The organism is Citrobacter sp. FDAARGOS_156 (assembly GCF_001559235.2).
GTDB lineage: Bacteria > Pseudomonadota > Gammaproteobacteria > Enterobacterales > Enterobacteriaceae > Citrobacter > Citrobacter youngae.
The window spans coordinates 4,669,761-4,682,060 of the sequence record NZ_CP014030.2 but is presented as its reverse complement, the minus strand read 5'-3'; the positions used below and the strand labels follow the sequence as shown (position 1 = coordinate 4,682,060).

Below are 12,300 nucleotides of genomic sequence, written 5' to 3'. Positions count from 1 at the left end.
TTAAGTGTAGCGGCTGGCTTGCTGCCGATATTCCTAATCTGGTTACTGATTTCTGGGCTGCAACATGGTAGAAATGAAACACTGTTGTGAATATGTGGTGACCCTCCATGCCCGAACCCGTCGCTGAACCGACGCTGAGCGGTTTACGCCTTAATCTGCGCATTGTCTCCGTGGTGATGTTTAACTTCGCCAGCTATCTGACCATCGGCCTGCCGCTCGCGGTATTGCCGGGCTACGTCCATGATGTGATGGGATTCAGCGCCTTTTGGGCTGGACTGGTCATCAGCCTGCAATATTTCGCTACGCTGCTGAGCCGTCCGCATGCCGGTCGCTATGCCGATCTGCTGGGGCCAAAGAAGATTGTGGTATTCGGGCTGTGTGGCTGCTTTTTAAGTGGTCTGGGCTATTTGCTGGCTGGATCAACGAACGGCTGGCCGTTGGCTAGTCTGCTGCTGCTGTGTCTGGGGCGGGTGATTCTCGGGGTCGGGCAAAGCTTTGCCGGAACTGGCTCTACGCTGTGGGGCGTGGGGGTGGTTGGCTCAATGCACATCGGACGGGTGATTTCCTGGAATGGCATCGTGACCTATGGCGCGATGGCGATAGGCGCGCCGCTGGGCGTTCTGTTTTATGCCTGGGGGGGCTTACAGGGGCTGGCGCTGACCGTGATGGGCGTGGCGCTGCTGGCGATACTGCTGGCGCTCCCTCGTCCTGCGGTGAAGGCCAGCAAAGGCAAACCGTTGCCGTTCCGCGCGGTGCTCGGACGCGTCTGGTTGTATGGCATGGCGCTGGCGCTGGCCTCTGCCGGCTTTGGGGTGATCGCCACGTTTATTACCCTGTTTTATGATGCCAAAGGCTGGGATGGCGCTGCTTTCGCGCTGACGCTTTTTAGCTGCACGTTTGTCGGTACTCGTCTGTTGTTCCCAAATGGTATCAACCGTTTAGGCGGGCTGAATGTGGCGATGATCTGCTTTAGCGTCGAGATTGTCGGGCTGCTACTGGTCGGGATGGCTTCCATGCCGTGGATGGCGAAAATCGGCGTTCTGCTGGCCGGGGCTGGGTTTTCACTGGTTTTCCCGGCGCTGGGCGTGGTAGCGGTAAAAGCCGTCCCGCAGCAAAATCAGGGCGCTGCGCTGGCGACCTACACGGTATTTATGGATTTATCGCTGGGTGTTACCGGGCCGCTGGCTGGGCTGGTAATGACGTGGGCGGGCGTGCCGGTTATCTATCTGGCGGCAGCAGGGCTGGTGGCGGTGGCGTTATTGCTGACCTGGCGGTTAAAAAAACGGCCTCAGGTGGTGTCACCGGAGGCCGCGTCATCGTCTTAACCGTTACTGGATAACCAGCGTGTTAATGATGTTTTCTGCGGTAGTCTGCGCCTTTTGCTGATCGTCAGCAGGCAGCGTGATTTGCAGGGTCAGCAGTTGGTTATCCACTTTGCCCAACACCACAGAAGAGTAAGCGGTCTGGCCTTTAGCCGAGATGATGCTGTCTAACTGCTGCAGCGTGTGGCCTTTCAGCTCAATAGATTTATTGGTGACGACCTGCAGCTGCGGGTCACGGCTACGCTGCTGATCTTCCAGACGTTTTGCCAGCACAGCCAGGTCTTCGTTGGTGTTGTCGCCAACAATCACAATCACCGCTTTCTGGCCGGTTGCGTCAGAATAGACGTGCATATTGTTCGCCTGAGTGCCCAGCTTGCCGCTCTGATCGGTCATATCCGCTGGCAGGGAAAAACTGAGTTTGCCGTCGAGCAGGCTGACCGGTTGTCCGGTGGCGTTACTTTCTGCGGCAGCTTTCTCTGCTGGCGCTTTTGTATCGCTATTATCACAGGCCGCAAGCCCCATAACCAGCAGGCCAATACCGACATATTTAACCAGATTGCGCATTGACTTCTTCCTTTCGATAAACGGCCATAACGGCTCATTCGTCCATCTTATCACAACTCGGAAAATGAACCTTTAACTCGTCTGCAATGCAGAGATTTCGGATTTATCTGCCAGCCTTTTCAGCAACATATTCAGCAGCACGCCGTACATCGGCAGGAAGAAAATAATGCTGATCAGCACTTTGAAGCAGTAGTCGACCAGCGCGATTTCCATCCAGTGCTCGGCCATAAAGGCATCCGGGCTGCGCCAGAAGGCGATAAAGAAGAAGGCTAACGTATCGCTGATGTTGCCAAACAGCGTGGAAGCCGTTGGCGCCAGCCACCAGCGACGGTTCTGACGCAGGCGGTTGAAGACATGCACATCCAGAATTTGTCCCAGCGCGTAAGCCATAAAGCTGGCGGCGGCGATGCGGGCGACAAACAGGTTAAAGTGCAGCAGTGCGCCAAATCCCTGCCATGATCCCATATAAAACAGGGACGAAACGACATAGGAGATCAGTAGCGCGGGGATCATCACCGCAAAGATGATACGTCGAGCCAACGGCGCGCCAAAAATACGCACGGTCAGGTCGGTGGCGAGGAAAATAAACGGAAAGCTAAACGCGCCCCATGTGGTATGGAAACCAAAAATGGAGATTGGAAGCTGCACCAGATAGTTGCTGGAGGTGATCACCAGCAGATGAAATAGCGATAGCCAGAACAACGCTTTTACGCGCTGAGTTTGTGTAAACGGAGTCATATTGTGACCTTTTTGTTGGATGGGGTGAGGGAACCCAATAAAAAACCGTCGCATGATACTGCTTTAAGAGCACATTGCAATGGTTGTTTTTCACGCAATCGTTAACCTGATTGGCTTACGCCACAACAGAGCGTAAAATAACGCCGTTTTTGAATGAACGAGACTACGATGAGCGATCTGTTTACCTCTCCCGACCATACTCTTGATGCCCAGGGACTGCGCTGCCCGGAACCGGTGATGATGGTGCGTAAAACCGTACGTGGCATGCAGGCCGGTGAAACACTGCTGATTGTCGCCGACGATCCGGCAACAACCCGCGATATTCCTGGCTTCTGTACCTTTATGGAGCATGAGCTGGTGGCTAAAGAGACCGACTCGCTGCCGTACCGCTATCTGCTGCGTAAAGGTCACTAGTTTTGTTTGCCGGATGGCGCTAACGCTTATCCGGCAAACAAAGAACGTGTAACCCGTAGGCCGGATAGGGCAACGCCGTCATCCGGCAAAAACTATCCTTTACGTAACAACCGCAGCGCGTTAGCAGTCACCAGTACCGTCGCCCCCGTATCTGCCAGTACCGCCAGCCACAGTCCGGTTATCCCGAGCAGCGTGGTGACGAGGAAAATCCCCTTCAGACCCAACGCAATCGCAATGTTCTGGCGAATATTGGCGTGGGTGGCCCGCGCCAGTTGAATCATTTGCACCAGACCACGCAGGCGGTTGTGGGTCAGGGCGGCATCAGCGGTTTCCAGCGCGACGTCGGTTCCGCTCCCCATGGCAATACCGATGGTGGCTGCTTTCATCGCCGGAGCGTCGTTGATGCCGTCGCCAACCATCGCCAGCGGCGACTGTTGGTTAAGATGGGAAACTGCCTGCACTTTATCTTCCGGCAATAGCCCCGCTTTGAATTCAAGGCCCAGTTCACCGGCAATGGCGGCCGCTGCACGTGGGTTATCACCAGTCAGGATCACCCCTTTCACGCCAATCTGATTAAGTTCGCTGATGGCGGTGCGGGCATCGTCGCGCAGCGTGTCCTGTAAGGCCAGCACGCCGAGTACAGTATCGTTACGCAACACCAGCACCACCGTTTGACCCGCGCTTTCCAGCTCGCTTATCTGCCCGGCAAAGGCATCGGCAGGCTGTTTACCGGCGGCGCAAATCAGCACGCGCTCGCCGTCGACCCGCGCTTCAATGCCAGATCCGACTAATGCGCGCTGTTCTTTCGCGACAGGTATAGCCAGTTCGCGCGTTTGTGCTTCCCGAACAATCGCCTGCGCCAGCGGGTGTGTCGCGCCTTGCTCTACCGCTGCCGCCAGTGCCAGCAGTTCAGCCTCACCAATTCCGCTTGCCGGATGAATCGCTGTGACGCGCGGTTTACCGATGGTCAGGGTGCCGGTTTTATCAAACGCCACCTGCGTGACTCTACCCAACTGTTCCAGCGCGGCACCGCCTTTGATTAACGCCCCACGACGCGCCGCAGCGGCCAGACCAGAGGTAATGGCTGCGGGGGTTGAAATCACCAGTGCGCAAGGACAGCCAATCAACAGCAGCGTCAGTCCTTTATAAATCCACTCCTGCCAGGATGCGGCAAACAGCAGCGGCGGCACGAGGGTGACCAGCAGCGCAACCGCCATAATGGCTGGGGTGTAAATCCGGCTGAAACGGTCAATAAAACGCTCAATGGGGGCGCGACGTTCATCCGCTTCTTCAATCAACTTCAAAATACGGTCAATGGCGCTGGCGCCCGGTTCGGAGAGCACTTCCAGCGTAACCAGACGATCCACGCTGGTGGCGCCTGCCGGGACTTTCTCGCCGGTGGCGCGTTCAACCGGGATCGATTCGCCGGTCAGGGCGCTTTCATCAAAACTGGCAAAGCCGGAAACCAGTTTGCCGTCGGCAGGTAAACGCCCACCCGCGGCCACTTCGATAACATCGCCAGGGCGGAGGCTATTAATAGCCACCTCTTCGCGCTCGCCGTTACGCAGGCGCGTGGCGGTTTCCGGTTTGAGCGCCATCAGCGCGCTAACCCCTTTACGGGCACGGCTGGCAGCCCATCCTTCCAGACGCTCGCCGATTAAAAACAGCAGCAGTACCATGGCGGCTTCCGCTGTCGCGCCGATAAACAGTGCGCCGATGGCGGCCACGCTCATTAATGTTTCAATGGCAAAGTAGCTGCCGGTTTTCATCAGACGCAGAGCCTGACGGGCAATGGGGTACAGACCGACCAGGGTGGTGGCGATAAACGCTATCTGACCGAAGGGATGATTGAACTGCTCCAGCCCCCAGCTAATCGCCATCATGATAATCAGCGAAATCAGTGGCAGATTTTCTTTAAACCGCGATTCGGGGGCTTCTTCTGGTGCCTGCTCATCACGCAGGGTATAGCCTGCTTTCTGCACCGCATTTTCAACTTGCTGGCGGATATCGGAACCGGCGTCGACCACCAGTTTTTCGGTGGCAAACAGCACCTGAACCTGGTTAACGCCGCTGACCTGGCGGACCGCATTCTCTACTTTTCGGGCGCAGGCCGCGCAGTCCATGCCTGCCACTTTCCAGGAATAGCGAGTCCCGTCAACGGTATCGGATACGGGTGGCGTAGTGGAGCAAGTTCCTTCGCAGCAGCAGTCATCAGCCTTCTTTGGCGCAGGCGCTGGCTTGAAAGAAGAGAATTGTGGGGCTTTTTTGCCATTGGTATCGGGTGTCGACATGGCATCCTCCGATTGATAATCATTTCGTATTAACCGGAGGATACACTCTGGAGTCGACTCCAGAGTCAAGCATTTTAAAGATACAACGAACGAACAATCAGGAAATGTCCGGCGAAGTAGCAGGCGGCGGCAATGGCGTTATCGGCGCGGAAGCGGCGACGGTAATGGCTACCCAGCCAGACAATATTGCCGATGAACAGGAGCGATGCGCCCATAAATGCCGACAGCGCCGGAGCGGTCGGGCGGAAGAACCACAGTTCGCCAGCCATCCAGACCATCATCAGTGTGATGCCAATAAAGGTACAAATAGCGATGCGCAACTCTTCCAGGCGCGTCCAGATCACGGCGATCAGCAACGCCCCCAGTACCACCAGCACCAACGGCAAAGGCCAGAAGAACGACAGCGTCATTTGGCTGGCGAAGTAAATGGTATACAGCAGATGCGACAGGAAGAATGCCCCCACTGCGTACAGCAGGCGTTGGCGCGGCAATAGCGTCAGCGCGTCGCCCAGCAGTGAAGCCAGCAAGCCGGCCAGTACCAGGTAACTGATAGCGTTAAACATTGGCGCCTGCCAGGCCAGCAGCGCCAGCAGGAGTAACGTCAGGGGTTTAAAGACCCAGCGTTGCCAGGCAGGCCCACGATAGGAAGCATCCACGAACAACCATGCGGAAAGGCAGACAGCGATAAACGACCAAAGCATCTTAGTTCCTTGAATTCGTTATTTTTTCGTAAGCGGGGTGCTCACGGCTCTACTGTCCAGTGTAGAGGTCGATACTGCCAGATGACAACACCATAACGGGCAATGTATGCTTATTTCCGCATTTTCTGATGGGTTAATAATATGAGCAAGCCACCACTTTTTTTCATTGTTATCATTGTCTTAATCGTTGTCGCAGCGTCGTTTCGCTTTGTTCAGCAGCGACGTGAAAAAGCGGATAATGATCGCGCCGCTGGTGCAAAAGCAGGTGGCGGTGACGAATAAGCGGGAAAAGCCGCTAAACGACCGGCGCTCCCGTCAACAGGAAGTGAGCCCGGCGGGCACCAGCATGCGCTATGAAGCCAGCTTTAAGCCACAAAACGGCGGCCTGGAGCAGACATTTCGTCTGGATGCCCAGCAGTATCATGCGTTAACGGTTGGCGACAAAGGTATACTGAGCTACAAAGGTTCGCGTTTTGTTGATTTTACGGCTGAACGCTAAGGTTTCATTTGGCTGATGCCGGATGGCGGTTTACGCCTTATCCGGCCTCCTGGTTTTGTCGCTCCGGCTCGCTATGCGATACCAGGCAAAGTGAGCACCATTACTTCTTCAACTGGTCTTTAATCTTCTTCTGCCATACCAGCAGTTCAAATACGCCGAACAGAAAAATACGCACTTTCTCGCCGCTGGTCATTTGCGGGCCATCTTTCGGCATGGTTGATTTCAGCAGCGCCAACTGCATGCCGTGCATCAGCACCATAAACACCAGAGCCACATTCACGAAGATATTGAGCGGACGTGGGAACGGTTGAAAAATATTCAGTAGCAGGAATGCCCAGACACACAGCATCAACAGACGTCCCAGATTAATCAGCATGTTGCTCTCCTTGTGCTTCACGTTGATACAGACGATAAGCAACCTGCCCAGCCACTTTTTCGCGGTATAACGACCAGTTAACCGGAACCGGCGGCAGGCCGTTTTCGACTTCGCTTTCCACGTAAATATACGCTTCATTTGCCAGCCAGCCGCGAGTTTCCAGAAGAGTTAATGTTTCTTCCAGTAATCCTTTACGAAACGGCGGATCCACAAACACCACGTTATGCGGCGTACCGGCCTGGGCCAAAAATGTCAGGGTATTGGTGTTGACCACGCGGGCATGGGGTGCTTTCAGCGTGGCGAGATTCTTTTGCAACTGCTGAGATACCGCGCGATCCATCTCCAGCAGCGTGGCATCTGCCGCATAGCGGGAGAGTGCTTCCAGACCCAACGCGCCGCTGCCGGCAAAGCAATCAAGGCAACGGGCATCGACCATCACCGGGGCCAGCCAGTTAAACAGCGTTTCGCGTACGCGGTCGGTGGTCGGACGCAGTCCGGGGCTGTCCGGAACCGGGAGTTTACGGCCTCGCCATTGCCCGCCAATAATGCGGATCTGTCCGCTGCCAGAGTGATTAGGTTTTTTCATTTCTATTATTGCTCAATCCGCCTATAGCATGTCATTCCAGGCGGTGATGTGAGTTAAGTTAACCCGTCGCCTTTCAAGTTACCTCTGCGTTGGCTGTACTTACTCACCCGAATCACTTACTAAAAGTAAGCTCATCGGGATTCGTGCGCTTGCCGCCTTGACGTAACTCGAAATTCATTGGGTATAAGTGATAGACTATTTCATCATTTTTTTAGCTGCTATGTACATAGCGTTGACGCTGTGCCATGAAGCAACAGCGGGGGAGTGTAGTCGCAAATGGCGAAAGAGAAAAAACGTGGCTTTTTTTCCTGGCTGGGCTTTGGTCAAAAAGAGCAGGCACCGGAAAACGAGACAGAAGTAAAAAACGAAGAACAACAACCGGTTACTGAAGAAGCTACCGTCGTTGATGAGCCGTCACGCGCGCAGGAAACGCATAGCGAGGCGGAAACAGAAGCCTTTGCAGCTGAAGTCGTTGAAGTCACTGAACAGGTTGCGGAAATCGAAAAACTGCAGCCGGAAGAAGAACCTGTCGCCGAACAAGCGCAGCCGGAAATTGAGCCGGTTGCTGAACCCGTTGCTGAAACTGTAATGGAAACGCCAGCAGCGGTAGTTATCGAACGCGAAGAATTACCGCTGCCGGAAGAGGTGAAAACCGAAGACGTTTCTGCCGAAGAGTGGCAGGCCGAAGCGGAAACCGTAGAAATCGTTGAGGCGGTTGAAGAAGAAGCCGAAAACGAACCGCAACTGACCGACGAAGAGCTGGAAGCGCAGGCGCTGGCCGCTGAGGCTGCTGAAGAAGCCGTCATAGTGGAGCCGCCAGAAGAACCTGCTGTAGAAGAATCGGCAGAAGAAGAGGTGGTTCAGGAGCAGGAAAAACCGACCAAAGAAGGTTTCTTTGCGCGCCTGAAACGCAGCCTGCTGAAAACAAAAGAAAACCTCGGTTCCGGATTTATCAGTCTGTTCCGTGGTAAAAAGATCGACGATGATCTGTTTGAAGAGTTGGAAGAGCAACTGCTGATCGCCGATGTGGGCGTAGAAACAACCCGCAAGATCATTGCAAATCTGACAGAAGGCGCCAGCCGCAAGCAGCTCAAAGATGCAGAAGCGTTGTACGGCCTGCTGAAAGATGAGATGGGTGAGATTCTGGCGAAGGTTGACGAACCACTGAATGTTGAGGGTAAGACGCCATTTGTTATCTTAATGGTTGGCGTTAACGGCGTGGGTAAAACCACCACTATCGGTAAGCTGGCGCGTCAGTTTGAGCAGCAGGGTAAATCGGTGATGCTGGCGGCGGGCGATACTTTCCGTGCGGCGGCGGTAGAACAGCTGCAGGTCTGGGGTCAGCGTAATAATATCCCGGTGATTGCTCAGCACACCGGCGCAGATTCTGCGTCCGTTATCTTTGACGCCATCCAGGCGGCGAAAGCGCGTAACGTAGACGTGCTGATCGCTGATACCGCAGGGCGTTTGCAGAATAAATCGCACCTGATGGAAGAATTGAAAAAAATCGTTCGCGTGATGAAGAAGCTGGACGTTGATGCGCCGCATGAAGTTATGCTGACTATCGACGCCAGCACCGGGCAGAATGCGATAAGCCAGGCCAAACTGTTCCATGAAGCGGTGGGCTTAACCGGTATCACTCTGACCAAGCTGGATGGTACGGCGAAGGGCGGGGTCATTTTCTCGGTTGCCGATCAGTTTGGCATCCCTATCCGCTATATCGGTGTGGGCGAACGTATCGAGGATTTACGTCCGTTTAAAGCGGGCGATTTTATAGAGGCACTTTTTGCCCGAGAGGATTAACAATGATTCGCTTTGAACATGTCAGCAAGGCCTATCTCGGTGGGAGACAAGCGCTGCAGGGAGTCACATTCCATATGCAGCCTGGCGAGATGGCGTTTCTGACCGGCCACTCTGGCGCGGGTAAAAGTACCCTGCTGAAGCTGATCTGTGGAATTGAACGGCCCAGCGCCGGGAAAATCTACTTCAGCGGGCATGACATCAGCCGTTTGAAAAACCGTGAAGTGCCGTTTCTGCGTCGCCAGATCGGCATGATTTTTCAGGATCACCACCTGTTGATGGACAGAACCGTCTTCGACAACGTGGCAATCCCACTGATCATTGCGGGTGCCAGCGGGGACGATATTCGTCGTCGCGTGTCAGCGGCGCTGGATAAGGTCGGGCTGTTGGACAAAGCGAAGAACTTCCCGATTCAACTCTCCGGCGGTGAACAGCAGCGTGTGGGCATCGCCCGCGCGGTGGTGAACAAGCCTGCGGTACTGCTGGCGGATGAACCGACGGGGAACCTGGATGACGCGCTGTCAGAAGGGATCCTGCGTCTGTTCGAAGAGTTTAATCGCGTCGGGGTAACGGTATTAATGGCGACGCACGATATTGGGCTGATCTCCCGTCGTTCTTATCGCCAGCTTGTCCTGAGTGACGGACACCTGCATGGAGGCCTGGCGCATGAATAGGCGTGACGCTATCAATCAAATCAAACAGTTCGGTGGACGACTGGATCGCTTTCGTAAATCGGGCGGCGCACCGGGTGATGGCGGTCGCAACGCGCCAAAACGTGCGAAAGCGTCGCCAAAACCGAACTCGCGTAAAACCAACGTCTTTAACGAGCAGGTACGTTATGCGTTCCAGGGCGCGTTACAGGACCTGAAAAGTAAACCGCTGGCGACATTTCTGACGGTGATGGTTATCGCTATCTCACTGACGTTGCCAAGTGTTTGTTACATGGTCTACAAGAACGTGAACCAGGCGGCAAGCCAGTATTACCCGTCCCCGCAGATCACCGTATATCTGCAAAAAACGCTGGATGATGATGCGGCGGCACGTGTGGTGGGGCAGTTACAGGCCGAACAGGGCGTGGAGAAAGTGAATTACCTCTCCCGTGACGATGCGCTGGGCGAATTCCGTAACTGGTCTGGCTTTGGCGGCGCGCTGGATATGCTGGAAGAGAACCCGTTGCCCGCCGTGGCGGTGGTGATCCCGAAACTGGATTTCCAGGGCACGGAATCACTGAACACGCTGCGTGATCGTATTGCACAAATCAACGGTATCGATGAAGTACGCATGGATGACAGCTGGTTTGCACGACTGGCGGCGTTAACGGGCCTGGTCGGACGCGTTTCCGCGATGATTGGCGTGCTGATGGTGGCGGCGGTCTTCCTCGTCATCGGTAACAGCGTGCGTCTGAGCATTTTTGCGCGTCGCGATACCATTAACGTACAGAAACTGATTGGTGCGACGGATGGATTTATCCTGCGTCCGTTCCTTTACGGCGGCGCGCTGCTGGGTTTTTCCGGCGCATTTCTTTCACTGATTTTGTCAGAAATTTTGGTGATGCGACTGTCATCAGCGGTGACTGAAGTGGCACAGGTTTTCGGAACGAAGTTTGATATCAACGGCTTATCATTCGATGAGTGCTTGCTACTCCTGCTGGTATGCTCAATGATTGGCTGGGTGGCAGCCTGGCTTGCCACGGTTCAACATTTACGCCACTTTACCCCCGATTAAAAAATCTCTGGTATAATCTTTCCCTGCACTGAGTAGTTCGCTCTGCAGGGAAAGAGCCCTGTTTTCTCTTCCCGGCGCATTCATCGTGATGTCACATTTTGTGCGTAATTTATACACATTACGACATGGAACTTGTGGATAAAATCACTGTCTGATAAAAGATTGAATGATATTCTCGTTGCTCATAAGCTCTGGCATGGTTGTTGCTATTGGTTTTTACCAACGCCAGATGACAAAGATTGAGAGGATTTGAATGACCAAAGAAATGCAAAATTTAGCTTTAGCCCCTGTTGGTAACCTGGAGTCTTACATCCGGGCTGCGAACGCGTGGCCGATGTTGTCGGCTGACGAGGAGCGGGCGTTGGCTGAAAAGCTGCATTACCAGGGCGATCTGGAAGCAGCTAAAACGCTGATCCTGTCTCACCTGCGCTTTGTTGTTCATGTTGCTCGTAACTACGCGGGCTATGGCCTGCCGCAGGCGGATCTGATTCAGGAAGGTAATATCGGCCTGATGAAAGCCGTGCGCCGTTTCAACCCGGAAGTGGGTGTGCGCCTGGTTTCCTTCGCCGTGCATTGGATCAAAGCCGAGATCCACGAATACGTTCTGCGTAACTGGCGTATCGTGAAAGTCGCGACCACTAAAGCGCAGCGTAAGCTGTTCTTTAACCTGCGCAAAACCAAGCAGCGTCTGGGCTGGTTTAACCAGGACGAAGTTGAAATGGTTGCTCGTGAGCTGGGTGTTTCCAGCAAAGACGTGCGCGAAATGGAATCCCGTATGGCGGCGCAGGACATGACGTTTGACATGTCTTCGGACGACGAGTCCGACAGCCAGCCGATGGCTCCGGTTCTGTATCTGCAGGATAAATCCTCCAACTTTGCCGACGGCATTGAAGAGGATAACTGGGAAGATCAGGCCGCGAACAAACTGACCCACGCAATGGAAGGTCTGGACGAGCGTAGCCAGGACATCATTCGTGCCCGCTGGCTGGACGAAGACAACAAGTCGACGTTGCAGGAACTGGCCGATCGCTACGGCGTTTCCGCTGAACGTGTTCGTCAGCTTGAAAAGAACGCGATGAAAAAACTGCGTGCGGCGATCGAAGCGTAAACTTTCTGCCAAACTGAAAATGCTGATAAACCCTGGATGAAAATCCGGGGTTTTTTGTTTTTATCTCTCCTGCTCTCTCCTGACGTTCTATGCTTTTTGTCATCAAGTTGTTATCTGCATGTCAAATTTAGCTATTCCAAAATCATAAAAATCGGGTATGTTTTAGCAGAGTATGC

At 54.3% G+C, this 12,300-nt stretch carries 12 protein-coding genes and 1 pseudogene; 7 read left to right on the top strand and 6 right to left on the bottom strand.

Going from position 1 to position 12,300, the window contains the following annotated elements; genetic code table 11:
- The first annotated feature begins 107 nt into the window (after positions 1–107).
- The gene (locus AL515_RS23170) at positions 108–1,325 is read left to right on the top strand and encodes an MFS transporter (protein ID WP_061068759.1); all 1,218 of its coding nucleotides are present in this window, start codon (positions 108–110) and stop codon (positions 1,323–1,325) included.
- A gap of 3 nt (positions 1,326–1,328) precedes the next feature.
- Here the strand turns inward: AL515_RS23170 and AL515_RS23165 are convergent, their stop codons facing one another.
- A complete protein-coding gene (locus AL515_RS23165) occupies positions 1,329–1,886 on the bottom strand; it encodes a DcrB family lipoprotein (RefSeq protein WP_048213591.1) in 558 nt (185 codons plus the stop codon).
- 72 nt (positions 1,887–1,958) lie between these two features.
- Positions 1,959–2,624, bottom strand: a complete 666-nt coding sequence (locus tag AL515_RS23160) for a 7-cyano-7-deazaguanine/7-aminomethyl-7-deazaguanine transporter (protein WP_003827549.1) — start codon at positions 2,622–2,624, stop codon at positions 1,959–1,961.
- 168 nt (positions 2,625–2,792) lie between these two features.
- Here AL515_RS23160 and tusA point away from each other — a divergent pair, with 168 nt between their 5' ends.
- On the top strand, positions 2,793–3,038 hold the full coding sequence (tusA, locus tag AL515_RS23155) for a sulfurtransferase TusA (protein WP_003023404.1): 246 nt from the start codon (positions 2,793–2,795) through the stop codon (positions 3,036–3,038).
- Positions 3,039–3,130: 92 nt separating this feature from the next.
- On the opposite strand, the gene zntA is transcribed toward tusA, so the two are convergent.
- Together zntA and AL515_RS23145 are read right to left on the bottom strand one after the other, a co-directional pair.
- The gene (gene zntA / locus AL515_RS23150; RefSeq protein WP_061068758.1) at positions 3,131–5,329 is read right to left on the bottom strand and encodes a Zn(II)/Cd(II)/Pb(II) translocating P-type ATPase ZntA; all 2,199 of its coding nucleotides are present in this window, start codon (positions 5,327–5,329) and stop codon (positions 3,131–3,133) included.
- Between the two features lie 74 nt (positions 5,330–5,403).
- On the bottom strand, positions 5,404–6,030 hold the full coding sequence (locus tag AL515_RS23145; RefSeq protein ID WP_016151123.1) for a lysoplasmalogenase: 627 nt from the start codon (positions 6,028–6,030) through the stop codon (positions 5,404–5,406).
- A gap of 141 nt (positions 6,031–6,171) precedes the next feature.
- On the opposite strand from AL515_RS23145, the pseudogene AL515_RS23140 reads away from it, so the two are divergent.
- Positions 6,172–6,529 (top strand): annotated as a pseudogene (locus tag AL515_RS23140) (DUF2500 domain-containing protein).
- A gap of 100 nt (positions 6,530–6,629) precedes the next feature.
- Here AL515_RS23140 and AL515_RS23135 read toward each other — a convergent pair.
- Positions 6,630–6,905 carry a DUF1145 family protein gene (locus tag AL515_RS23135; protein WP_048213588.1) on the bottom strand — a complete coding sequence of 92 codons (276 nt, stop codon included), beginning with the start codon at positions 6,903–6,905 and terminating at the stop codon, positions 6,630–6,632.
- A complete protein-coding gene (rsmD, locus tag AL515_RS23130; protein ID WP_048213587.1) occupies positions 6,895–7,491 on the bottom strand; it encodes a 16S rRNA (guanine(966)-N(2))-methyltransferase in 597 nt (198 codons plus the stop codon). Before rsmD ends, AL515_RS23135 begins: the two co-directional genes overlap by 11 nt.
- A gap of 276 nt (positions 7,492–7,767) precedes the next feature.
- Here rsmD and ftsY point away from each other — a divergent pair, with 276 nt between their 5' ends.
- From ftsY to rpoH, 4 genes are all read left to right on the top strand, one after another.
- Positions 7,768–9,294: a signal recognition particle-docking protein FtsY gene (gene ftsY, locus AL515_RS23125; protein ID WP_061068757.1), complete on the top strand. Its 1,527-nt coding sequence runs from the start codon at positions 7,768–7,770 to the stop codon at positions 9,292–9,294.
- 2 nt (positions 9,295–9,296) lie between these two features.
- Positions 9,297–9,965 carry a cell division ATP-binding protein FtsE gene (gene ftsE, locus AL515_RS23120; protein ID WP_006687468.1) on the top strand — a complete coding sequence of 223 codons (669 nt, stop codon included), beginning with the start codon at positions 9,297–9,299 and terminating at the stop codon, positions 9,963–9,965.
- The gene (gene ftsX, locus AL515_RS23115) at positions 9,958–11,016 is read left to right on the top strand and encodes a permease-like cell division protein FtsX (protein ID WP_048213585.1); all 1,059 of its coding nucleotides are present in this window, start codon (positions 9,958–9,960) and stop codon (positions 11,014–11,016) included. Before ftsE ends, ftsX begins: the two co-directional genes overlap by 8 nt.
- 253 nt (positions 11,017–11,269) lie before the next feature.
- Complete coding sequence (gene rpoH / locus AL515_RS23110; RefSeq protein ID WP_003023425.1) at positions 11,270–12,124, top strand: RNA polymerase sigma factor RpoH; 855 nt, start codon at positions 11,270–11,272, stop codon at positions 12,122–12,124.
- Positions 12,125–12,300 lie beyond the last annotated feature (176 nt).